Annotated in this window: 26 protein-coding genes; 19 read left to right on the forward strand and 7 right to left on the reverse strand. The window is 73.0% G+C overall.

What is annotated here, in order from left to right; translation table 11 throughout:
* Window positions 1-99: 99 nt before the first annotated feature.
* The 10 genes from ACFWUZ_RS20300 to ACFWUZ_RS20345 all read left to right on the forward strand — a co-directional run bounded on the left by ACFWUZ_RS20300 (window position 100) and on the right by ACFWUZ_RS20345 (window position 7,027).
* A complete protein-coding gene (locus ACFWUZ_RS20300) occupies window positions 100-183 on the forward strand; it encodes a putative leader peptide (RefSeq protein WP_350206375.1) in 84 nt (27 codons plus the stop codon).
* 220 nt (window positions 184-403) lie between these two features.
* On the forward strand, window positions 404-1,249 hold the full coding sequence (locus ACFWUZ_RS20305; protein WP_046778629.1) for a sulfurtransferase: 846 nt from the start codon (window positions 404-406) through the stop codon (window positions 1,247-1,249).
* Between the two features lie 62 nt (window positions 1,250-1,311).
* On the forward strand, window positions 1,312-1,602 hold the full coding sequence (locus tag ACFWUZ_RS20310; protein WP_384374393.1) for a DUF1416 domain-containing protein: 291 nt from the start codon (window positions 1,312-1,314) through the stop codon (window positions 1,600-1,602).
* A 20-nt stretch (window positions 1,603-1,622) separates the two neighbouring features.
* On the forward strand, window positions 1,623-2,000 hold the full coding sequence (locus ACFWUZ_RS20315; protein ID WP_384374396.1) for a DUF3099 domain-containing protein: 378 nt from the start codon (window positions 1,623-1,625) through the stop codon (window positions 1,998-2,000).
* Window positions 2,001-2,113: 113 nt separating this feature from the next.
* The gene (locus ACFWUZ_RS20320; protein WP_384374399.1) at window positions 2,114-2,965 is read left to right on the forward strand and encodes a hypothetical protein; all 852 of its coding nucleotides are present in this window, start codon (window positions 2,114-2,116) and stop codon (window positions 2,963-2,965) included.
* Window positions 2,962-3,762 carry a hypothetical protein gene (locus tag ACFWUZ_RS20325; RefSeq protein WP_384374402.1) on the forward strand — a complete coding sequence of 267 codons (801 nt, stop codon included), beginning with the start codon at window positions 2,962-2,964 and terminating at the stop codon, window positions 3,760-3,762. Before ACFWUZ_RS20320 ends, ACFWUZ_RS20325 begins: the two co-directional genes overlap by 4 nt.
* Window positions 3,759-4,628 carry a hypothetical protein gene (locus ACFWUZ_RS20330; RefSeq protein WP_384374405.1) on the forward strand — a complete coding sequence of 290 codons (870 nt, stop codon included), beginning with the start codon at window positions 3,759-3,761 and terminating at the stop codon, window positions 4,626-4,628. The genes ACFWUZ_RS20325 and ACFWUZ_RS20330 overlap by 4 nt, the downstream gene beginning before the upstream one ends.
* A 270-nt stretch (window positions 4,629-4,898) precedes the next feature.
* The gene (locus ACFWUZ_RS20335; protein ID WP_384374408.1) at window positions 4,899-5,471 is read left to right on the forward strand and encodes an FABP family protein; all 573 of its coding nucleotides are present in this window, start codon (window positions 4,899-4,901) and stop codon (window positions 5,469-5,471) included.
* A 104-nt stretch (window positions 5,472-5,575) separates the two neighbouring features.
* The gene (locus ACFWUZ_RS20340) at window positions 5,576-6,040 is read left to right on the forward strand and encodes a Fur family transcriptional regulator (protein WP_384374411.1); all 465 of its coding nucleotides are present in this window, start codon (window positions 5,576-5,578) and stop codon (window positions 6,038-6,040) included.
* A gap of 21 nt (window positions 6,041-6,061) precedes the next feature.
* Complete coding sequence (locus ACFWUZ_RS20345) at window positions 6,062-7,027, forward strand: YgfZ/GcvT domain-containing protein (RefSeq protein ID WP_384374413.1); 966 nt, start codon at window positions 6,062-6,064, stop codon at window positions 7,025-7,027.
* A 33-nt stretch (window positions 7,028-7,060) separates the two neighbouring features.
* Here the strand turns inward: ACFWUZ_RS20345 and dtd are convergent, their stop codons facing one another.
* Window positions 7,061-7,486, reverse strand: a complete 426-nt coding sequence (gene dtd, locus ACFWUZ_RS20350) for a D-aminoacyl-tRNA deacylase (protein ID WP_384374416.1) — start codon at window positions 7,484-7,486, stop codon at window positions 7,061-7,063.
* Window positions 7,487-7,622: 136 nt separating this feature from the next.
* Between dtd and ACFWUZ_RS20355 the strand changes: the two genes are divergently transcribed.
* The 4 genes from ACFWUZ_RS20355 (at window position 7,623) to ACFWUZ_RS20370 (ending at window position 11,190) form a co-directional block, all read left to right on the forward strand.
* A complete protein-coding gene (locus tag ACFWUZ_RS20355; RefSeq protein WP_384374420.1) occupies window positions 7,623-8,198 on the forward strand; it encodes an AmfC protein in 576 nt (191 codons plus the stop codon).
* A gap of 63 nt (window positions 8,199-8,261) precedes the next feature.
* Window positions 8,262-9,506: a GNAT family N-acetyltransferase gene (locus ACFWUZ_RS20360; RefSeq protein ID WP_384374422.1), complete on the forward strand. Its 1,245-nt coding sequence runs from the start codon at window positions 8,262-8,264 to the stop codon at window positions 9,504-9,506.
* A 122-nt stretch (window positions 9,507-9,628) separates the two neighbouring features.
* Window positions 9,629-10,408, forward strand: a complete 780-nt coding sequence (locus ACFWUZ_RS20365; RefSeq protein WP_384374425.1) for a sigma-70 family RNA polymerase sigma factor — start codon at window positions 9,629-9,631, stop codon at window positions 10,406-10,408.
* 5 nt (window positions 10,409-10,413) lie between these two features.
* Window positions 10,414-11,190 carry a putative protein N(5)-glutamine methyltransferase gene (locus ACFWUZ_RS20370; protein ID WP_384374428.1) on the forward strand — a complete coding sequence of 259 codons (777 nt, stop codon included), beginning with the start codon at window positions 10,414-10,416 and terminating at the stop codon, window positions 11,188-11,190.
* Here ACFWUZ_RS20370 and ACFWUZ_RS20375 read toward each other — a convergent pair.
* Window positions 11,187-11,819, reverse strand: a complete 633-nt coding sequence (locus ACFWUZ_RS20375) for an isochorismatase family protein (RefSeq protein ID WP_384374431.1) — start codon at window positions 11,817-11,819, stop codon at window positions 11,187-11,189. The genes ACFWUZ_RS20370 and ACFWUZ_RS20375 overlap by 4 nt on opposite strands.
* A 91-nt stretch (window positions 11,820-11,910) precedes the next feature.
* On the reverse strand, window positions 11,911-12,894 hold the full coding sequence (locus tag ACFWUZ_RS20380; protein WP_384374434.1) for a GlxA family transcriptional regulator: 984 nt from the start codon (window positions 12,892-12,894) through the stop codon (window positions 11,911-11,913).
* A 140-nt stretch (window positions 12,895-13,034) separates the two neighbouring features.
* On the opposite strand from ACFWUZ_RS20380, the gene ACFWUZ_RS20385 reads away from it, so the two are divergent.
* The 3 genes from ACFWUZ_RS20385 to ACFWUZ_RS20395 all read left to right on the forward strand — a co-directional run bounded on the left by ACFWUZ_RS20385 (window position 13,035) and on the right by ACFWUZ_RS20395 (window position 14,473).
* Window positions 13,035-13,424, forward strand: a complete 390-nt coding sequence (locus ACFWUZ_RS20385) for a helix-turn-helix domain-containing protein (protein ID WP_384374437.1) — start codon at window positions 13,035-13,037, stop codon at window positions 13,422-13,424.
* 17 nt (window positions 13,425-13,441) lie between these two features.
* Complete coding sequence (locus ACFWUZ_RS20390) at window positions 13,442-13,996, forward strand: hypothetical protein (RefSeq protein WP_384374440.1); 555 nt, start codon at window positions 13,442-13,444, stop codon at window positions 13,994-13,996.
* A gap of 138 nt (window positions 13,997-14,134) precedes the next feature.
* On the forward strand, window positions 14,135-14,473 hold the full coding sequence (locus tag ACFWUZ_RS20395; protein ID WP_384374443.1) for a DUF2516 family protein: 339 nt from the start codon (window positions 14,135-14,137) through the stop codon (window positions 14,471-14,473).
* Window positions 14,474-14,513: 40 nt separating this feature from the next.
* Here the strand turns inward: ACFWUZ_RS20395 and ACFWUZ_RS20400 are convergent, their stop codons facing one another.
* The 3 genes from ACFWUZ_RS20400 to ACFWUZ_RS20410 form a co-directional block, all read right to left on the reverse strand.
* On the reverse strand, window positions 14,514-15,962 hold the full coding sequence (locus ACFWUZ_RS20400; protein ID WP_384374446.1) for a PP2C family protein-serine/threonine phosphatase: 1,449 nt from the start codon (window positions 15,960-15,962) through the stop codon (window positions 14,514-14,516).
* 201 nt (window positions 15,963-16,163) lie between these two features.
* On the reverse strand, window positions 16,164-17,231 hold the full coding sequence (locus ACFWUZ_RS20405; protein WP_384374449.1) for an NlpC/P60 family protein: 1,068 nt from the start codon (window positions 17,229-17,231) through the stop codon (window positions 16,164-16,166).
* A 250-nt stretch (window positions 17,232-17,481) separates the two neighbouring features.
* Window positions 17,482-18,303 carry a class I SAM-dependent methyltransferase gene (locus ACFWUZ_RS20410; protein WP_384374452.1) on the reverse strand — a complete coding sequence of 274 codons (822 nt, stop codon included), beginning with the start codon at window positions 18,301-18,303 and terminating at the stop codon, window positions 17,482-17,484.
* 163 nt (window positions 18,304-18,466) lie between these two features.
* On the opposite strand from ACFWUZ_RS20410, the gene mshA reads away from it, so the two are divergent.
* Together mshA and ACFWUZ_RS20420 are read left to right on the forward strand one after the other, a co-directional pair.
* On the forward strand, window positions 18,467-19,849 hold the full coding sequence (gene mshA / locus ACFWUZ_RS20415) for a D-inositol-3-phosphate glycosyltransferase (protein WP_384374455.1): 1,383 nt from the start codon (window positions 18,467-18,469) through the stop codon (window positions 19,847-19,849).
* The gene (locus tag ACFWUZ_RS20420; RefSeq protein WP_384374458.1) at window positions 19,842-20,327 is read left to right on the forward strand and encodes a YbjN domain-containing protein; all 486 of its coding nucleotides are present in this window, start codon (window positions 19,842-19,844) and stop codon (window positions 20,325-20,327) included. The genes mshA and ACFWUZ_RS20420 overlap by 8 nt, the downstream gene beginning before the upstream one ends.
* On the opposite strand, the gene ACFWUZ_RS20425 is transcribed toward ACFWUZ_RS20420, so the two are convergent.
* On the reverse strand, window positions 20,324-21,715 hold the full coding sequence (locus ACFWUZ_RS20425) for an MDR family MFS transporter (protein WP_384374461.1): 1,392 nt from the start codon (window positions 21,713-21,715) through the stop codon (window positions 20,324-20,326). The two genes, ACFWUZ_RS20420 and ACFWUZ_RS20425, sit on opposite strands and share 4 nt — an antisense overlap.
* Between the last annotated feature and the right edge of the window lie 147 nt (window positions 21,716-21,862).

A 21,862-nucleotide genomic window follows, 5' to 3' on the forward strand; every position in this document is an offset into this window, starting at 1 on the left:
GCCGCCCCGGGCCCCCGAATCCCAGTATTCGGACGATCCTGTCTCGGAATATGACACACCGGTGACAGGGCGGCTGATTCGTCCCTACGATCCATGCCTATGAAGCATCAGCAGGCGGACCTCACGAAGCGGCGGGCAGTAGACCTGTGTCGCGTCGCCGCCATGCTCTGTCGATCCATGTGACCTGTGGGCCCATCCGCTCCACCAGCCGGACGACAGCACTTCCCGCGTGACCGCACCTGCCTCCTGATCCCCTGCCGCCTCCCCGTGCAGGACCTCTGAGCGCACCCGGACGCACGCACGCACCAACCGAGCAGCACCCGCAGCCGGCAGGTTCCACAGCCTGCAGGTCCGCAGCCGTACCAGCACAGCCCCGCCGCACACTGCCCCGGAGGAGAACACCATGAGCCGCAGCGACGTCCTCGTAGACGCCGACTGGGTCGAGGCCCACCTGAACGACGCGAACGTCGTCATCGTCGAGGTGGACGAGGACACGTCCGCGTACGACAAGAACCACATCACCAACGCCGTCCGGATCGACTGGAAGAGCGACCTCCAGGACCCGGTCCGCCGCGACTTCGTGGACCAGGAGGGCTTCGAGAAGCTCCTCTCCGCCAAGGGCATCTCCAACGACGACACCGTCGTCCTCTACGGCGGCAACAACAACTGGTTCGCGTCCTACGCCTACTGGTACTTCAAGCTCTACGGCCACCAGGACGTGAAGCTCCTCGACGGCGGCCGCAAGAAGTGGGAGCTCGACTCCCGCGACCTGGTCGACGGCAAGGACGTCCCGAACCGCCCGGCCACCCAGTACAAGGCCAAGGCCCAGGACACCTCCATCCGCGCCTTCCGCGACGACGTCGTGGCCGCGATCGGCTCCCTGAACCTGGTCGACGTCCGCTCGCCCGACGAGTTCTCCGGCAAGCTCCTCGCCCCGGCGCACCTCCCGCAGGAGCAGTCGCAGCGCCCCGGCCACGTGCCGAGCGCCCGCAACATCCCGTGGTCGAAGAACGCCAACGACGACGGCACCTTCAAGTCCGACGAGGAGCTGACCGCCCTCTACGAGGCCGAGCAGGTCGACCTGGCGAAGGACACCATCGCCTACTGCCGCATCGGTGAGCGCTCCGCGCTCACGTGGTTCGTCCTGCACGAGCTCCTGGGCCAGGAGAACGTCAAGAACTACGACGGTTCCTGGACCGAGTACGGCTCGCTCGTCGGCGTGCCGATCGAGCTCGGCCCCAACAAGTAACCCTGCCGGGCGCGCAGGGCCCGTAGGCGACAGTACGACCTCTCTAGGACAGGACAGAGAACATGTGTGGAGCACAGATCGGCGGGCCCGACCTCGCGACGCTGAAGCCCGGTGAGACCGCCATCCAGGGCCAGATCACCCAGGGCGGCGAGCCGGTGTCCGGCTACGTCCGCCTGCTGGACTCGACCGGCGAGTTCACCGCCGAGGTCCCGACCTCGGCCACCGGCCAGTTCCGCTTCTACGCCGCCACCGGCTCCTGGACGCTGCGGGCGCTCGTCCCGGGTGCCACGGCGGACCGCAGCGTCGTGGTCGCCGAGGCCGGCGGCGTGACGGACGTGGCGATCGCGGTCTGACCGACCGTGCCCGTGCACTGATGGACCGGCCGAAGGGCCGCACCCCCGGGGGTTGGACGCCACTGGAACGGGGTGCGGCCCTTCGTGCCGTCCGCGCGCCTTGTGCCGGCGGCCGTCCGGCCTACGCTGGAGGCATGTACGCCCGGCGCCGACGCGTCTACTTCCTGCTCATGGGCGGATGCCTGTTCCTCTTCGTCTCCGCCTGGTCGTTCGTGCGGCTGTTCTCGGTGGAGGCCGCCGTGGCCCTGTGCGTGGTCGCCATGGTCATCCCGCCGGTCGCCGCGATGATCGCGAACCGGCGCGGCCCGGAGGACCGCTGGTGGGACGACCCGTCGGGCGACCCGAAGTCCGACGAGTGGTGGGACGAACTGGACGGAAAGCGGCGTCACGAGGACTGAGGCGCCGTGAGACGAAAACGTGATCGAATTCCGCGCAACTGCTCCCCCGTAGAGCTGGTCATGTACACGCGGGCAATGGGACCCGCATCTGACGTCCTGTGGGGGGACCCCCTTTGCAACCCGAACCGACCCTTCCTGACCAGCGGAAAAAGGGGGAGAGCGGACCGGATGCGGACACTCCGGACCTGCTGCCCGCGACCGCCGGGTCCGCGCACGAGCTGCTTCCCGAGCCCGAGCCGGAGCCCGCGGCCCGCCGCCGCGGCCGGGCCGGTACGCCGCTGCTGATCGCCGCCGCGGTCGTACTCGGCGTCCTGGCCGGCACGGTCACCGGCTACGCGGTCCAGTACCACCGCGCACCCACCCCGCTGCCGCCGCTGGCCCAGCAGACGCTGGTGGCACCGGAGCCGCTCGCGCCGGACGACACCACCACGCACAAGACGATCAACGCCAACCGCTGGCACAGGTCGGACGGCGACCTCAGCGAGCTGCTCCTGGAGGCCCCGGCGGGCGCGAAGCGCATCAGCGCCCCCGGCTACCTGGGGCTCGCGGAGTACGCGGGGCTCTACGAGCGGCCGGACAGGGCCTTCACCGCTCTCCAGGGCGACGGCTTCCGGCGCGTGGTCTCCACGGCCTGGGAGCAGGGCGACCGGTACACGGAGATCCAGATGACGCAGTTCAAGGGGCGGGGAGGTGCGGTCGGGGACATGGGCGACTCGCTCCACTCGATCTCCGACGACGCGGGCAACCCCGGCTCCGAGGTCGCGGGTCTGCCGCCCGCCGACGCGCACGTCTGGGTGTTCTCGGAGCTCACGCGGGAGGCCGGGTACGAACCGATGCGGGAGGCCCGGGCCCTCGTACGCCGCGGGGACATCGTCGCGGAAATCTTCTGGGTGGAGTCCAGGGGCGCCGCCATCTCCGAGAACGACGTCATCGACCTGGCCAAGCGGCAGCTGGAGCGACTGTGACCGAGACGGACAGCGGGACCGCCCCGGCCCCTGGCGCGGTCACCGGACCGATGACCCCGGTACCCGCCCCACCCGCGGGCCGCCGTCGCAAGGCCGCACGCGTCGTGGGCTCCGTCGCCGCCGTCGCCGTGCTCGCGGCGGGCGGCGCCGGGGGGTTCCTCGCGCTCAAGGGCGCCGACCGCACCGCTCCCACCGCCTACTGGGCTCCGGCGGGCCGGCAGGCCGGGCGGGCCGAGGAGCCGCCCGCGGTGCCGTCGCACGCCCTCGCGGAAAAGCTCCTTCCGCTTCCGGCGGGCTACTCGCTCGGCCCCGACATCGGAGCCGAGGGCAACGACTACTTCCTCGCCGGCGACAAGATGGCCGAGACCCTGGCCGGAGGTGGGGACAAGTCCGGCCGCGACACGGGGCGGGCCCAGCTGAAGCTCAAGGGCACCGCCGGGCGCAGCTACGCGCGGGACAACGGCGGGCCCGTCTTCGAGGTGCACGTCCTGCAGGGCGCTCCGGAGGCGGTGGGGTCGTTCACCGCGTTCTCCAAGGCGATCCTCGCAGCGGGCAGCGACGGACGCCCGGCGCCGCAGGTGGACGGACACCCGGACGCCGCGTGCGTGCTGACGGCCGTGGGGGACGAGAAGGACGGGAAGACGGCCAGGATCGACGTGCTGCGGTGCGTGGCGGTCGAAGGGGACGTGATGGTCGACTTCCGTGCCTTCGGCCCCCGTCCCCTGCCGAACTCCGACGCCATCGGCTTCTTCAAGAACCAGCTGAGCCACCTGAAGTCTCCGGGGGAGTCCGCATGACCGAGCCCACCACCGCGGACGAGGCCGGCGCCGTCACCGCACCCACCACCGCTGCCGAGGCCGAGGCCGTGGCCGGGCCCGAGGGCGCCGCGGTGCCGCAGACACAGGCCGCGCCCCGAGACCGGCGCGCACTGTTTGCCGTACTGCGCTGGACGGCCGCCGTGCTCGTCTTCGCCGCGGTCGGTACGGGCGTCGCGTACGGGATCAGCGGGCCCGAGCGCACCGACGTCCCCGGCCTGTCGACCAGGAGCGACGGCCGCTGGACCTACCCCGTCCTGTCCAAGCCGACCCTGCCGCCGGGTGCCCCGCTGCCCTTCTCCGGGGAGAACCGGGACGGCATCCACTACGCAGGCCTGACCCAGCTGCTCCTGCCCGCGCCCGCCGGCTCGACGCCCGACGCGGCGGTGAAGCTGGAGAAGGACTCCGCAGTGACTGCGGACACCTTCCTGCAGGAGTACGCGGCCGAGCCGCGCGACTCGCTCCGGAAGAACTTCGCCGCCGACGGGCCGCGCGAGATCGTGGCCCGCGGCTGGAGCATGCCGGACGGCACCCGGACCCGGGTCTACCTGCTGCGCTTCCACTCCGCCGGCTTCACGTCGTCCGTCCACACCTGCCCCGGGGTCCTCGACGGCGTCAGCAGCCTGCCGCTCGACGCCGACTGGACCGAGGCCGGCGCCGCCCTGCCGGCGTCGGAGCACAAGATCTCGGTCCACGAGGAGGGCGCCCCCCTCGGGGACGAGCAGACCGCCGTGGGATGCATCCGGTCCGGTGACGTCCAAGCCGTGATCATCCAGCACCGCACGGGTGCAGTGGCCTCCGTCCCCCTGCACCAGACGGTGATCCTCCAGCACCAGCTGCTCGGCTGACCCCCGGGGAAGCCGGCGGTACGGCCGACCTCACAGAGTGGGCCGGTCTCCGGGCCAGTAGGCTGGGGGACCGGCCCGTACACCGCACCGAATCCTCCGAGGAGCACCCCGTGCTTGAGGCAGTCTTCACCTCCCTGCTGGTCCTGGTCTGCGTCGGCGTCATGGCCTTCACCGGCCTGGCCGTCAAGAAGCTCTACCAGGGCCAGCGCTGAGCTCCGCCCCAGCAGACCGCCCCGGAACCCCTCCCACAGATCGCCTGAGCAGCCATTCATGATCCAGATCCCGTCCGACCTGAACCCGGGCCTCGTCCCCCTCGCCTTCCTCCTCGGCAACTGGGAGGGCGCGGGCGTCTTCGACTTCCCGGGTGAGGAAAAGTGCAACTTCGGCCAGGAGGTCGTCTTCACCCACGACGGGCGGGACTTCCTGGAGTACACCTCGCACACCTGGGTCCTCGACGCCGAGGGCAAGAAGGTGCGGCCGCTGGAGTCCGAGTCGGGTTACTGGCGCATCGACAAGGACCGCAAGGTCGAGATCGTCATGGTCCGCGACCAGGGCGTCGTCGAGGTCTGGTACGGCGAACTCGCCGACCAGAAGCCCCAGATCGACCTGGTCACCGACGCGGTCGCCCGCACCGCGGCCTCCGGCCCGTACAGCGGCGGCAAGCGGCTCTACGGCTACGTGAAGAGCGACCTGATGTGGGTCGGCGAGAAGGCCACCCCGGACGTCGAGCTGCGCCCGTACATGTCGGCCCAGCTGAAGAAGGTCGTCACGCCCGAGGAGGTCGCCGAGATGGCGCGCAACCTCCCGGACATGCCGGACGACGGCATCGCCTTCTTCCGCTGACGGCAGCGGCACGGCGCGTTCCCGGGAAGGGGACCGCGGGACCTCCGCCCGGACCGTGTCCGGGCGGACCCCTGCGGTCCCCTTCCCGCGCTTACACTGGCCGGGTGGCGAGCACCGACAGGACCGAAGGCACCGAAGGCGCGGACTGGAAGACCGATCTGCGGCAGCGCGGATACCGGCTGACTCCGCAGCGCCAGCTCGTCCTGGAGGCGGTCGACGCGCTGGAGCACGCCACTCCGGACGAGATCCTCGTGCAGGTGCGCAGAACGGCGTCCGGAGTGAACATCTCCACCGTCTACCGGACGCTGGAGCTCCTGGAGGAGCTCGGTCTCGTCTCGCACGCCCACCTGGGGCACGGCGCCCCCACCTACCACCTCGCCGACCGGCACCACCACATCCACCTGGTCTGCCGCGAGTGCTCCGACGTCATCGAGGCGGACGTGGACATCGCCGCCGAGTTCACCGCGAAGCTCCGTACCGCCTTCGGTTTCGAGACCGACATGAAGCACTTCGCGATCTTCGGACTCTGCACGAAGTGCGCCGCCAAACACGGTGCCGGGCCGGCATGACCGGGTCGTAGGCTTGGTCCCATGACCAGCCCCTTGCTCCACCTCCCCGGCGCCGTGCAGGCCGAAGGCCGCGACGAGGGCGTCGCCGCCCACTACGGAGAGCTGTACGGCGAACAGCGCGCCCTCGCGGACGGCCGCGGTTTCGTCGACCTCTCGCACCGCGGAGTCGTCACCGTCTCCGGGCCGGAGCGGCTGAGCTGGCTGCACCTGCTGCTCACCCAGCACCTCACGGAGCTGCCGCCCGGGCAGGCCACCGAGGCGCTGATCCTCTCCGCCAACGGCCACATCGAGCACGCGCTCTACCTGGTCGACGACGGCGAGACCACGTGGGCGCACGTGGAGCCCGGCACCCAGGAGGAGCTGATCGCCTACCTGGAGTCCATGAAGTTCTTCTACCGCGTCGACGTCGCGGACCGCACCGCGGAGTTCGCGGTCGTCCACCTGCCGGCCGGTTCGATCGCCGAGGCCGCCGGGAAGCACCCCGTACGGGAGACCGCCCACGGCCGCGACGTGTTCCTGCCGCGCGCCGAACTGGAGGCCTTCGCCGCCGCGCACGGCCCGGCCGCCGGCCTCCTCGCCTACGAGGCCCTGCGCGTGGAGGCGCACCGCCCGAGGCTCGGTCTGGAGACCGACCACCGCACCATCCCGCACGAGCTGGGCTGGATCGGCACCGCCGTCCACCTCCAGAAGGGCTGCTACCGCGGCCAGGAGACCGTCGCCCGCGTCCACAACCTGGGGAAGCCCCCGCGCCGCCTGGTCTTCCTGCACCTGGACGGCTCCGAGGTGCTGCTCCCGGCGCACGGCGCCCCGGTCCGGCTCGCGGCCGACGGCGAGGAGGGCCGCCAGCTGGGCTTCGTGACCACCGCCGTCCGCCACCACGAGCTGGGCCCGATCGCGCTCGCGCTGGTCAAGCGGAACGTTCCGGTGGACGCGCCGCTGCTGGTCGGCAAGACGGCCGCCGCGCAGGAGGTCGTCGTAGTGCCGTAGCGGCCTGGGGTCCGCCGGGTGCAGCCCGGCGGACTAGACGTCGATGACGAGGGTGAACGGGCCGTGGTTGGTCAGGGAGACCCTCATGTCCGCGCCGAAGCGGCCCGTCTCCACCGTCGCCCCCAGCGCCCGCAGCTGCGCGACGACCTCGTCGACCAGCGGCTCGGCGACCGGGCCGGGCGCCGCCGCGTTCCACGTGGGCCGGCGGCCCTTGCGGGCGTCTCCGTAGAGCGTGAACTGGGAGATCACCAGCAGCGGCGCGTTCACGTCGCTGCAGGACTTCTCCGCCTCCAGGATCCGCACGGACCACAGCTTGCGCGCCAGCAGCGCCGCCTTCTCCGGCGTGTCGTCGTGGGTCACCCCCACCAGGACGCACAGCCCCTCCCCGACGAACTCGCCGACCGTCTCGCCCGCCACGACGACGCTCGCGCCGTCCACCCTCTGCACCACTGCTCGCATACCACCCTTGTACCAGCCGTGCACCCGTCCGGGGCCGATCGGGTGCAGTGGGACTGCACTGCGGCCACGGAGAGTGGCACGATGCACGCAGGCGGTGCGGGTGCGCCGCACCGGTCGAGGGGACGGACTCGTTCGTATGAATACTTCTGGTACCTCCGTACCTGCTTCACCCGCGTCCGCTGTCGCCGCCGCGGTACGACCGCCCGCGCAGCGCACCGCCGAGACGCCGGAGCCAGGCCAGGCGGCCGGCGCGCTCGGCCTGCCCGAACTGCGGGCGCTGCGCCGCGACGCGCAGCGCGACGAAGCCGATCTCAGCTACGTGCGCCGCCTGCTCCAGGGCCGCATCGACATCCTGCGCGCCGAGCTGGCCCGGCGCAGCGACCCCGAGGCACCGGTGGTGGACCGGCTGTCGGAGATCCTCGCGGACGCCCCTTCCAGCCGCAGCGCCTCCGCCCGGCACGTCACCCTCGGCACCCCGCACAGCGAGGAGTACCGGCTGCTGGCGGCGGAGATGCTGGCCGACGTGGAGCTGTCGGACCTCGGCGCCCGCACGGACGGCGAACTCCACGAGGGGATGGGCCGGCTGGTGCGGTACGAGCAGCAGGTCTCGCGGCGCCGCCAGCAGCTCCAGCGCACGGCGGACGGATGCAGCGCGGAGATCACCCGCCGTTACCGGGAGGGCGAGGCGCAGGTGGACGACCTGCTGGCCTGAGCCCGCGCAGCGGCGGGGAAATTCGGGCGACTGCGGGAGGCGGGCCGGTTAGCGTGGCCCGCTATGAGCACTGACGTCCGGCCGATCGCCGCATCCGAACTCGCCGAGTGGATGACGACCCTGAACACGGGGTTCCTGAACCCGGCCCGGGCGACGGAGTCCGATGTCGCCCAGCGGGCCGAGTACGGGGACATCACCCGTATCCAGGGCGGTTTCGACGCCGGTACCGGCCGCTGCGTGGCGGCCTTCCGCTCCTTCGAGCAGCAACTGACCGTGCCGGGCGGAGCTTCCGTCCGGGCCGCCGCGGTCTCGAACGTCGCCGTCCTGCCCACGCACCGCCGCCAGGGTCTGCTGACCCGGATGATGGCCGCCGAGCTGACCGCGGCCCGGGAGCGCGGGGACGTGCTGTCGACGCTGATCGCCGCCGAGTACCCGATCTACGGGCGGTACGGGTACGGGCCCGCCGCCTCGGTCGCGGAGTGGGAGATCGACGTACCGCGCACCGGACTGGACCGGCGCTGCCCGGCGCCCGCGGACGGCGGTCGCATCGAGATCGTGGACGCGGCCGAGGTGCGCCGGGTGGGGCCGGGGCTGCACGAGCGGCTGCGGGCGGTCGTTCCCGGGGTGGTGAACCGGGACGCGCGCTGGTGGAACCTGGCGACCGGGCTGGAGGAGTGGTCGCACCGCCCGTACAAGGACAGGTTCCACGCCGTGTACCGGACGGCGTCGGGGGAGGTCGCCGGGCTGGTGGTCTACGGGGCCGACGACCACTGGACGCCCGCGAAGGTTCCGCTGAACACCGTGCAGGTGAAGGACCTGATCGCCGTCACGCCGGAGGCGGAGCGCGCACTGTGGCACTTCCTGTGCTCCATCGACTGGGTGATGAAGGTGCGGACCGGCGGGCGCGCCCCCGACGACCTCGTCACCCGGCTGCTGCCCGACCCGCGCTCCGCCACGCCCCTGACCGCGGCGGACTTCCTGTGGGTACGGCTGCTGGACGTCGCGGCCGCGCTCGGCGCGCGGACGTACGCCGTACCGGGGGTGCTCGTCCTGGAGGTGACCGACGCCGCGGGGATCACGGACGGCCGGTACCGGCTGGACGCGGGCACCGGTGCGTGCGAGCGGACCCGGGAGGCCGCGGACCTGCGGCTGGACGTGGCGGCGCTGGGCTCCCTGTACCTCGGGGACGAGTCCGTGGCGCGGCTGGCCGCGCTGGGCCGGGTGGCCGAGGAGCGGCCGGGGGCGGTCGCGCTGGCGGACGCGGTGTTCCGTACCGCGCGCCGGCCGTGGTGCCCGGACGTCTTCTGACCCGGGTCCGTCCTCCCTGTCCGGGCCCTCGTCACACCGGCGGGAGGCCGTACGTCAGGGTGGTGCAGGCGTGGCAGGGCACAGGCACCGCGCTTCTGCGCCCGGACGAGGGGAGCCGGGGGATGACCGGCGACAGCGGGTACGAGGCAGCACGGTTCGAGGAGAAGCGAGGGCATCTGCGGGCGGTCGCCTACCGGATGCTCGGTTCGCTGTCCGAGGCGGAGGACGCCGTCCAGGAGGCCTGGATCCGGCTCGACCGCTCGGACCCCGGCGACGTCGGCAACCTGGGCGGCTGGCTTACCACGGTCGTCTCCCGCGTCTGCCTGGACCAGCTGCGCTCGCGCAAGGCGCGCGGCGAGGAGTCCCTCGACGGGCCGGCGGGCTTCCCGGAGCCGCTGCTGAGTCCGCCGGACGGGCTGGACCCGGAGCAGGAGGTGCTGCTCGCGGATTCGGTCGGGCTCGCGCTGCTCGTCGTACTGGAGCAACTCGCGCCCGCCGAGCGGCTGTCGTTCGTCCTGCACGACATGTTCGGGGTGCCCTTCGACGAGATCGCGCCCATCGTGGAGCGGCCCCCCGCCGCGGCCCGGCAGCCGGCGAGCCGGGCGCGGCGGCGGGTGCAGGGCGGGGCGCCGGCCCCGGACGCCGACACCGGGCGGCAGAAGGAGACCGCGCTGGTCAACGGGGTGCCCGGCCTCGTCGCGATCTCCCCGGAGGGGAGGGCGCTCGCGGTCATGGGCATGACGGTCAGCGGCGGCCGTATCGTCGCGACCGACATCCTGGCCGACCCGGGGCGGCTGGAGGGCGTCGGCGTCACCGCGCTGGACCAGCAGGACGAGCACTTCGATGACCGGACCGAGGACCGAGGACCGGGACCGGGGACCAGGACTGAGGACGAGGACTGAGGTATTTGACGACACTTGTGGAATCCCTGCGCGCGGCCGGCTGCGTCTTCGCCGAGGAGGAGGCGGACCTGCTGGTCTCGGCCGCCCGGGACGACGGCCACCTGGCGGACCTGCTGGCGCGCAGGGTGGCGGGGGAGCCGCTGGAACACGTCGTGGGCTGGGCGGAGTTCTGCGGGCTGCGGATGGAGGTCGGCACGGGCGCCTTCGTACCGCGCCGGCGCACCGAGTTCCTGGTGGAGCAGGCGGTGGCGCTGACCCGGCCGGGCGCGGTGGTGCTCGACCTGTGCTGCGGGGTGGGCGCGCTGGGCGCGGCGGTGGCCTCGCGGGTGCCGGGCGGGGTGGAGCTGCACGCGGCGGACATCGACCCGGCCGCGCTGGCGTACGCGAGGCGCAACGTGGCCCCGTACGGCGGTGCGGTGTGGGAGGGCGACCTGTACGCGCCGCTCCCGGCGACGCTGCGGGGCCGGGTCGAGATGCTGGTGGTCAACGCCCCGTACGTGCCGACGGAGGAGATCGGGTTCATGCCGCCGGAGGCCCGGGAGCACGAGCCGCTGGTCTCGCTGGACGGCGGCGCGGACGGCCTGGACGTCCACCGCAGGGTCGCGGCGGGCGCCCTGCCGTGGCTGGCCCCCGGCGGGCACCTGCTGATCGAGACGAGCGCCCGCCAGTCCCCGATGACGGCCTCCGCGCTGGCCTCGGCGGGTCTCGCGGTGCGGGCGCTCACCTCGGAGGAGCGGTACGCGACCGTGGTGATCGGCAGCGTCCGGCCCGGGCCCGCCTAGGCCCTGTCGTCACAGTGGCGCCTGGCCCAGCGGGTGAGGTGGCCGACGGTCGGGGCCACCGTGCCGAACAGGTCGGCGACGGTGGTCAGGGCGGCCGTCTGGAGCGCGGCGGCCGGCACGGTGCTGCCGTCGGGTGCGGTCAGCGGGCGGGTGGCGGTCGCCTCGGCGACGACCGTGGGCCGGTATCCGAGGGTGAAGGCGCCCTGGGCGGTGAAGGTGACGCACATGTGGGTCATGAACCCGGCCAGCACCAGGTCGGGTCCGGCGCCCAGGTCGCGCAGCGTCTGCTCCAGCCCGGTGCCGTGGAAGGCGTCGGGGAACTGCTTGACGACGACCGGCTCCCCCTCGGCGGGAGCCACTTCGGGGCTGATGGCGCCGATCTCGGCGCGGATGTCGTACGGGGTGCCCTCGCCCCCGTCGTTGACGACGTGGACGACCGGCGTGCCGGCCGCCCGGGCGGCGGCGAGCAGGCGGGCCCCCGCGGCGAGGGCGGGTTCGGCGCCGTCGAGGGCCATGACGCCGGTGCGGTAGGTGTTCTGGAAGTCGATCATGATCAGGGTGGTCTCGCCGAGGCGGGGCAGGGCGGTGCCGAGGCCGATGACGTCGCGCAGGGTCGCAGAGGCATGCATGGAGGAAAAGGGCCTTTCGGGCGTGGGGCGGGCAGGGTGGAGCCGCGCCCGGGCGTCGCTGATGCGGGCCCGCGCGGCCGGGGTGGTCCGGTCAGGAAAGGGTGCGGAAGCGGCGCCGGTAGGACGCCGGGGTGGTGTTGATCTGCTTGCGGAAGGCCCGGTGCAGGGTCTCCACCGAACCCAGGCCGGTGGCCGCCGCTACCTGCTCCAGCGGCTGGTCGGTGGTCTCGAGCAGCCGGCGGGCCGCCTCCACCCGCGCGGCCTCCACGTACGAGGCCGGGCTGGTGCCCGTCTCCTGGCGGAAGACCCGGGCGAAGTGACGCTCGCTCAGGCACATGCGGCCGGCGAGCACGGGCGCCGACAGGTCCTCGTCGAGGTGCTCGGTGATGAAGGCCCGCAGGGCGTCGATGTCCCTGCGGGCCGCCGCCGGCCGGCTGAGCGGCACGCTGAACTGGCTCTGGCCGCCCTGCCGCCTCAGGTACATCACGAGCTGCCGGGCCACGGCCAGGGCCGGCTCCTCGCCGTGGTCCTCGGCCACCAGGGCGAGCGCCAGGTCCATGCAGGTGCTGATGCCGGCCCCCGTCCACACCCGGCCCGAGCGGACGAAGACGGGATCGGCGTCGACCCGTACCCGCGGGTGCTCGGCCGCGAGCTGCGCCGCGGTCGACCAGTGCGTGGTCGCACGCCGCCCGTCCAGCAGCCCGGCGGCGGCGAGCAGGTGCGCGCCGACGCACACCGAAGCGATCCGGCGGGCGTGCGGGGCGGTGGCCCTCACCCACTCCACCACGGTGTCGTCGACCAGGGCGCGGGGACCGTCCGGTCCCGCTTCCACCGCGCCGGGCACCAGCAGCGTGTCCACCGAGGCCCCCACCTCGGCGAAGGTCAGGTCGGGCACGAGGCGTACCCCGGCCGAGGTGGCGACCGGCTCGGTGCCGGGCCCGGCCAGCCGTACCCGGTAGCCCGCGGCGCCCCCGGTCACCCGGTTGGCCAGGGCGAACACCTCGGCCGGGCCGGTGACGTCGAGCAGGTCGACGTCCGGGAAGACCGCGATGACGACGCGGTGGGAAGTGGGCATGCGTCCATGGTCATGCCGGCCCGGAGCGGCCGCAATGACGCCTCTCTGCCACATCCGGCCATCACCGCCCGGGGCGGGGGAGTGGGAGATGGAGCAAGCGTCTGCTTGCAATAGTTAGCAAGGTGCGGCAGGATCGGGGCATGGCATCGCTCAACGTCGGAAATCTCGGCGAGTACCTCCGCGAGCAGCGGCGGCAGGCCCAGCTCTCGCTGAGGCAGCTGGCCGAGGCGGCAGGGGTGTCGAATCCGTACCTGAGCCAGATCGAGCGCGGGCTGCGCAAGCCGAGCGCGGACATCCTGCAGCAGCTGGCCAAGGCGCTGCGGATCTCCGCGGAGACGCTGTACGTGCAGGCCGGGATCCTGGATGAGCGGGACCGGGACGAGGTGGAGACGCGAGCCGTCATCCTCGCCGATCCGTCCATCAACGAGCGGCAGAAGCAGGTGCTGCTCCAGATCTACGAGTCGTTCCGCAAGGAGAACGCGCTCGACGCGCCGGCCGACGAGATGCCGTCGAAGACGAACCGAACTTGATCCGGGAGGACCACCGCATGGCCATCGCCGATGACCTGAAGAAGACCCTCACCGACCCGACGCCGCTCTACTTCGCCGCGGGCACCGCCGACCTCGCCGTCCAGCAGGCGAAGAAGGTGCCGGGGCTCATCGAGCAGCTGCGTGCCGAGGCTCCCGCGCGCATCGAGGCCGTGAAGAACACCGACCCGAAGGTCGTGCAGGAGAAGGCCAAGGAGGCGCAGGAGGCGGTCACCGCCAAGGTCGCCGAGGTGTTCGGCGCGATCGACCCGAAGAAGCTCGGGGAGGCCGCGCAGGACCTGGCGCTGCGCGGGGTCGGCGTGGCCGCCGAGTACGCCGTCCGCGCGAAGGAGACCTACGACAAGGTCGCCGAGCACGGCGAGCAGGCCGTCCGCACCTGGCGGGGCGAGGTCTCCGAGGAGATCGTCGACATCGCCGTGGCCGTCGAGCCGGAGTCCGGGGCGGTGCCGGTCGCGGCCGAGGCCGCCGCCGAGGAGAAGCCCGCCGCCCGGAAGACCACCGCGCGCAAGAGCCCGGCCAAGAAGGCCGCCGCCACGGCGGGCGACGAGAGCTGAACCGCATGACGTACGGCGGGCCGGGCACCTGGAAGGTGTCCGGCCCGTTGTAGTTCGTGAACGCGTGCGTGCCGGTAGCGTGGAGTCGGACGCAGCTCACGGCATCAGGCGCACGAAGCACGAGAAGGCGGTCAAGCGATGTTGATGGACGGGTTCGATCTGGGGGTGCTCCCGTTGCTCGGGTTCGCCATGCTGCTTCTCGCGGTCGTGGCCTTCGTCCTCGCCGTCGTGGCCCGCGAGGACGCGTACCGGGCGGCCGGCAAGCAGACCAAGACCTTCTGGCTGGTCATCCTCGGCATCACCGTCCTCGTCGACTACTTCCTGGGGATGCTGTTCCTGCAGGTCGCCGGTCTGGTCGCGACCATCGTGTTCTTCGTCGACGTGCGCCCCGCCCTCAAGCAGGTCTCGGGCGGCGGCAAGCGGCGGGGCGGCAGCAGCAGTGACGGGCCGTACGGGCCCTACAACGGCGGACGGTAGGCCCCGGGCCCGCCTCCAGGCCGTTGCGCAGGCCGCTGGGTCAGCCCTCGGCCCGGGAGAGCAGGACGACAGCCACGTCGTCCGTGAGCTCGCCGCCGTTCAGCCGCCGGGCCTCGGTCACCGAGGCCTCCAGCAGGGCCTCGCCGCTCAGGCCGCGGTCCAGGTGACGGTTGATCATCTCCACCATGCCGTCCTGGCCGAGGCGCTCCTTGCCCTCGCCGATGCGGCCTTCGATGAGCCCGTCGGTGTACAGCATGAGGCTCCAGGTGCCGCCGAGCTCGACCTGGCGGCGGGGCCAGCGGGCCCGGGGCAGCAGTCCGAGGGCGGGGCCGCTGTCCTCGTACGGGAGCAGGCGTGCGGGGCGGCCCGGCCGGGATATCAGCGGGGCCGGATGCCCGGCCAGGCACAGGCCCGCGCGGCGGCCGTCGGGGGCGATGTCCACCGTGCACAGCGTCGCGAAGATCTCTTCGCAGGGCCGCTCCACCTCCAGGACCTGCTGGAGGGTGGCCAGCAGGTCGTCACCGCACAGGCCGGCCAGCGTCAGGGCGCGCCAGGCGATGCGGAGCTCGACCCCCAGGGCCGCTTCGTCGGGGCCGTGGCCGCAGACGTCGCCGATCATGGCGTGGACGGTGCCGTCGGGGGTGCGGACGGTGTCGTAGAAGTCACCGCCCAGCAGGGCCCGGCTGCGGCCGGGGCGGTAGCGCGCGGCGAAGCGGAGGTCGGAGCCGTCGAGCAGGGGGGTGGGCAGCAGGCCGCGTTCCAGGCGGGCGTTCTCCTGGGCGCGCAGTTTCGATTCTGCAAGCTTGTACTGGGCGATGTCGGCCCGCTTTCTCTCCACCGCGTAGCGGATGGTGCGGCTCAGCAGCCGGCCGTCCAGCTCGTCCCGGAAGAGGAAGTCCTGGGCGCCGACCCGGACGGCCTCGGCGGCGCGCTCGGCGTCGGCCTCGCCGGCGAGGACGAGGACGGCGTGCCGGGGGGCGATGCGCAGGACCTGGCGGAGGGCGGCCAGCTGGTCGGCGGCGGCGTCCGCGGTACGGGGGCCCGCGTCCGGGAGCGACAGGTCGAGCAGGATGCAGTGCACGTCGGGCGTGAGCAGCCGTGCGGCCTCGGTGAGGTTGCGGGCGGTGCGGAGCCGGATGCGGTGGCCGTCGGCGTCGAGGATCTCGGGGACGGTGAGGCCGCCCGCCGGGTCGTCCTCGATGACCAGCAGGGTCAGCGGGGTGGCGTGGGCGGTCGCCGGCGGGGCCGTCGGGAGGGGTGCCGGGAGAGTCGCCGCGGGTGTGGCGGCGGGGTGCTCGGCGCCGGGGTGCAGAAGGGCCGCCTGAGCGCTCTCCGTGGCGGAGGTGCCCCTCTGCCGCGGTACGGGTACGGGCATCGTCTCCGGTTCCTTCCCTCCCCCCGAGGGTGCGCTCGTCCGGCCGACCCTAGCGGTCCCGGCCCGGCGAGCGGAATGCCGCTCGGGGCGAGGGCCTCCGTCATATGCCGACATCGCGGGGGAAAATCGGCCTCACTGGATGACCAACGTCACGGCAGGGCGCGGTTCGTCCCGCCCAGCGAGACGTCCCCGCCGCCCGGATGGTTGCCTCCGCACCCGATCCCGCCTCCTCCGAAGCCCCGGCCCGCCCGCCCCGGTGCACCCGGTCCCCCGGGCCGGGCCTGCCCGCCCCCGGCAGGGGCCCGGCAGGGGTGGCTACGCGTCCGGGCGGACGACCGCCTTGATCGGCATGGAGCCCGCGCCCGCCATCGTCACGTTGCGGCCCGGGCGCGGGGCGTGGACCATCGCGCCGTCGCCCACGTACATCCCGACATGGCTCGCGTCGTCGAAGTAGATGATCAGGTCACCGGGGCGCATGTCCTTCAGCGCGACCTTCGGCAGCAGCCGCAGCTGCTCCTGCGAGGTGCGCGGAATGCCCTTGCCCGCGGCCCGCCAGGCCTGGGAGGTCAGACCGGAGCAGTCGAAGGAGCCGGGGCCCTCGGCGCCCCAGACGTACGGCTTGCCGATCTGCGCGGTCGCGTACTGGACGGCGGTCTTCCCGGCATCCGTCGCCACGCCCTTGACGTCCTTCATCGCGCCCGTCGACAGCCACGCCGTCTGCGCCCGGTACTGGGCGTCCTGCTCCAGCTGGATCAGCCGGGCCTTCTCCTCGGCCTCCAGCTTGTTCTCCAGGTCCTCCGCGGCCTTGATCTTGGCCTCGACCTGCTTCTTCGCGTCCTCCTGCTTGATCCGGTCGGCTTCCAGCTTCTCCCACTCGGCGCTCGCGTCCCGCGCGTACTGCTCCAAGTCGGTCTGGGTGCGGTCCAGTTCGGAGAGCATGTCCGAGGCAGCCTTCTGTCCCTGCCGCAGCCGGTCCGCGCCGTCGAGGTACTTGTTCGGACTCTCGCTCAGCGCGAGCCTCGCGCCAGGCGGCAGTCCGCCCGAGCGGTACTGGGCGCGGGCCGCGGCGCCCGCCCGGCTCTTCAGGGTGGCGATCCGCTCCTTGCCGGCGACGACCAGCCTGGCAATCTCGACGATCTTGTCCGACTGCGCCTTGGCCTCGCTCGCGGCGAGGTTGTAGGCGTCGGTGGCCGTACCCGCCTGACGGTACAGATCGTCTATCTCCTTGCGGACCTGCTCCAGGGACTTGGCCCCCGGAGCGGGCTCGGGCTGCGCCGGCGCCGCGTACGACGTGCCCGCCGCGAGGCCCGGAGCCGTCAGTACTGCCAGTGCGCACACCAACGCGAAGGCGCTCGCGCGCCGCCGCCGCCCTACCGTCCGCATGGTTCCCCCAGGCACCAGGAGCCAGACCTGTCATGAGATCTGACTATTCATCAGTAACTTGTCACTGCCCTCGGGATGGTGCCACGAGTCCGTGAATTCCGACACCCTTGTGGACGACGTGCCGATCTTGTCCGCCCCAACGGAGTCGCTCCCGAAGCGTCCGTGCACACCCCCCGGTACGACCCCCGCCGCGCCACCCCCTGCAGACCCGACGGAGCCGCTCCCACTCCGGTTCCCCGGCGCACCTCTTTCACCCCGCCGGGCGCAACGCCTCCCAGCGCACCGTCAGTTCCCCCTGCCGCCACCGCGCCGGCCCGTCCGCCAGCGGCCAGTCGCCGGAGAGCGCCCGCGCCGTCCTGATCCAGCGCTGCCGCGCCCCGTACGAGGCGTACGGGGCCGCCGCGGCCCACGCCCGGTCGAAGTCGCGCAGGAACGCGTGCACCGGCTCCCCCGGCACGTTCCGGTGGATCAGCGCCTTCGGCAGCCGCTCCGCCAGGTCCGAGGGGCGCTCCAGGGAGCCCAGCCGGGTCGCGAACGTCACCGTGCGCGCCCCCTCCGGCCCCAGCGCGACCCAGACGTGCCGCCGCCCGATCTCGTCGCAGGTCCCCTCCACCAGCAGCCCGTCCGGAGCCAGCCGCGCGCACAGCCGCCCCCACACCTCGGCGACCTGCTCCTCGTCGTACTGGCGCAGCACGTTCGCCGCGCGGATCAGCGCCGGGCGCGCGCCCCCGTCCAGGGGCACCTCGAAGCCGCCGTGCCGGAAGCTCAGCCCCTCCCGCTCGTACGGCTTCGCCCCCGCGACCCGCGCCGGTTCGATCTCGATGCCGACCACCCGCACCCGCGGGGCCGCCTGCCGCAGCCGCGACAGCAGCTCCACCGCGGTCCAGGGCGCGGCCCCGTACCCGAGGTCGACCGCCACCGGCGCCTCCGCGCGGCGCAGCGCGGCGCCGTGGGAGGCCGCGATCCAGCGGTCCATCCGGCGCAGACGGTTCGGGTTCGTCGTACCGCGGGTCACCGTGCCCACGGGGCGGCCGGGACGGCTCGGGGGCGGTGGGGTACTGCGCGAGGACATGGCCCGAGCCTAAGCGGAGCGCGCGTGCTGGAGTAAAACCCGGCAACCCGATGAAAAATCCGCGCTCCACCGGAATGCGAGGGACGGCCATCCGGGTTGCACTGCTTGAAAGGCGCCGACCGCGCTCTTCGCGTCATGCCGCCCGAGCGAGAGGACTGCTCCCTTGAGTCAGTACGTGTCCCGCCTCGGCGGCAGCATCAGCGGACGGATAGCCTCCGCACGCGGCACCCGGTACGACGCGCCGCGGCTGCGCCTCCCGGCCGTCGGCCACCACCGCAAGCCCCGCCGTGTCGCCATGCTCAGCGTGCACACCTCGCCGCTGCACCAGCCCGGCACCGGCGACGCCGGCGGCATGAACGTGTACATCGTCGAGCTGGCCAAGCGCCTCGCCGCGATCAACATCGAGGTCGAGATCTTCACCCGGGCCACCGAGGGCGGCCTCGCGCCCGTGGTCGACCTGGCGCCGGGCGTCCTCGTGCGGCACGTGGACGCGGGCCCGTACGAGGGCCTCGCCAAGGAGGAGCTGCCCGCCCAGCTGTGTGCCTTCACCCACGGCGTGATGCAGGCCTGGGCGGGTCACCGCCCCGGCTACTACGACCTCGTCCACTCCCACTACTGGCTCTCCGGGCACGTCGGCTGGCTGGCCGCGGAGCGCTGGGGCGTCCCGCTGGTGCACGCCATGCACACCATGGCCAAGGTCAAGAACGCGGCGCTGGCCGAGGGGGACACCCCCGAGCCCGCCGCCCGCGTCATCGGCGAGACCCAGATCGTGGCCGCCGCGGACCGGCTCATAGCCAACACCGCCGAGGAAGCCGACGAACTCGTCCGCCACTACGAGGCCGACCCCCGCAAGGTGGCCGTCGTCCACCCCGGCGTGAACCTGCAGCGCTTCACGGCCGGCGACGGCCGGGCGGCCGCCCGTGCCCGCCTCGGGCTGCCGCAGGACGCGGTGATCCCGCTCTTCGCGGGCCGGATCCAGCCCCTCAAGGCCCCCGACGTGCTGCTGCGCGCGGTGGCCGAGCTGGTCGACCGCGACCCCTCGCTGCGCGCGCGGCTCTTCGTGCCCGTCGTCGGCGGTCCCAGCGGCAGCGGGCTGGCCAAGCCGGAGGGGCTGCAGAAGCTCGCCGCGAAGCTGGGCATCGCCGACCTCGTGCACTTCCACCCGCCGGTCGGGCAGGACCGGCTCGCCGACTGGTTCCGGGCCGCCTCGGTCCTGGTCATGCCCTCGTACAACGAGTCCTTCGGGCTCGTCGCGATCGAGGCCCAGGCCACCGGTACGCCGGTGCTCGCCGCCGAGGTCGGCGGACTGCCGGTCGCCGTCGACAACGGGGTCACGGGGATCCTCGTACCCGGCCACGACCCCGTGGACTACGCGCGGGAGCTGCGCCGCTTCGTGGACGAGCCCGGGCTCGCGGACCGGATGGGCGCGGCGGCGGCGCGGCACGCGCAGTTCTTCGGCTGGGACACGGTCGCGAACGGCACGGCGGACGTCTACACCGCGGCCATGCATGATCACCGCCGTCGCGTACGCTCCCACCATGGCTGACACCGCCGAGATCATCGAAGCGACGCTGACCGGCGCCGAGCTGAGCTGGGAGAGCCCCGAACCGGGCTCGTACGTCGTCCAGCTCCCCGGCACCCGCAAGCTGTCCACCACCTGCTCGCTCCGGGTCGGACGGCACTCGTTGTCGGTCAACGCCTTCGTGATCCGCCACCCCGACGAGAACGAGGCGGGCGTCCACCGCTGGCTCCTGGAGCGCAACCTCAAGCTGTACGGGCTGAGCTACGCCGTCGACCGCCTCGGGGACATCTACCTGACGGCCCGCCTCCCGCTGTCGGTGGTGGAGCCGGAGGAGCTGGACCGCCTGCTGGGCACGGTCCTGGAGGCGGCGGACGGCGCCTTCAACACGCTCCTGGAGCTGGGCTTCGCGGGTGCCATCCGCCGCGAGTACGAATGGCGCGTCTCCCGCGGCGAACCCACCTACAACCTGGACGCCTTCAAGCACCTCACCCGCCCGGCCTAGGCCGGGGCGACCGGGAGCGGCGCGGGCGACCCGGCCGCGGCCGCGGCGCAGGCCGTCCCGGTGCCGCCCGTCGCGGTGCCGGCCGTCGCGGTGCCGCCCGTCCCGGTGCCGGCCGTCGCGGTGCCGGCCGTCGCGGTGCCGGCCATCGGTCCGGTCTCCTCCTGGGGCAGCCGCCGCATCAGCAGCCAGTAGCCCGCCGCCGCCAGCGTGCCCAGCGCGCCCGTGGCGGCCCAGAGCCAGCCCGCCCCGTACCGGTCGATCATGACGCCCGCCATCAGCGGGGCGACCAGCGCGGCCACGGCCCAGGACAGGGTGTACATCCCCTGGTAGCGCCCCCGGCCGTGCAGCGGGGAGAGCCGCGCGACGAGGCTCATCTGGGTCGGGGAGTTCACGATCTCGGCCAGCGTCCACACGGCGACCGTCAGCGCGTACGCCCACAGCGGCCCGGCGAAGGCCGTCATCGCGAACCCGTACCCCGCCAGCAGCGCCGAGGCCACCAGCAGCCGCTGCGGGTCGCGGTGTTCGATGAACCGCGTGACCGGGATCTGGAGCAGCACGATCAGCACGCCGTTCACGGCGGAGACCAGCCCGTAGTCCGCGGGCGAGAACCCGGCCGCGCCCATCGCGACGGGCAGGCCCACCGAGCCCTGCGTGAAGATCAGCGAGATCAGGAACGACAGCCCGACCACCCCCATGAACCGCCGGTCCCGCAGCACGGTCCCCAGCCCGGTCTCCGGTTCGGCGGCCGCGGCCGCCTTGCCGGCGGCCCCGCCCGGCGCGGACGCCGCCGCGGCCGGCCGGGACTCCGGCAGCTTGGCGTACACGAGCACCGCACAGGCCAGCGTCAGTGCCGCCTCGCCCAGGAACCCGGCCAGGTAGCTGTGCTCGGCGATCAGGCCCGCCGCGGTCGCGGATACCGCGAAGCCGAGGTTGATGGCCCAGTAGTTGAGCGCGAAGGCCCGTACCCGGTCCTCGGGGCGGACGATGTCCGCCATCATGGCTGCGACCGCGGGCCGGGACGCGTTCGAGGTCATGCCGACCAGCAGCGCCACCGCAGCGATGGCCGCCGGGTGCTCCATGAAACCGAGCAGCGCCACCGAGAACGCCGTCGAGGCGTTCGCCACCAGCAGCGTGGGCCGCCGCCCCAGCCGGTCGGTCATCACCCCCGCGACGAGCGAGGACGCCACGCCGCCGAGCCCGTGGAGGGCGACCACCAGTCCTGCGAAGGAGGCCGAATAGCCCCGGTCGAGGGTCAGGTACAGCGTCATGAACGTGGCGACGAAGGCCCCGAGCCGATTGACGAGGGTGCTCACCCACAGCCACCAGAACGCACGCGGCAGACCCGACACGGTCTCCCGGACGGCCCGTCCGACGCCGGCAACGGACATAAGGGATCCCCCCGGGTGATGTAAGCGTCTCTGTGGCATTCCGCAGGTTACGAGCGGCCGCCCGCCGAAGCCACTGGATTGATGCCCCCGGTCAATCGGCGCCCCCTCCGGCACCCCGCCGTACCGCGCGCGAGCGGCTCGGCCCGT

It is taken from the genome of Streptomyces sp. NPDC058646 (assembly GCF_042716875.1).
Taxonomy (GTDB): domain Bacteria; phylum Actinomycetota; class Actinomycetes; order Streptomycetales; family Streptomycetaceae; genus Streptomyces.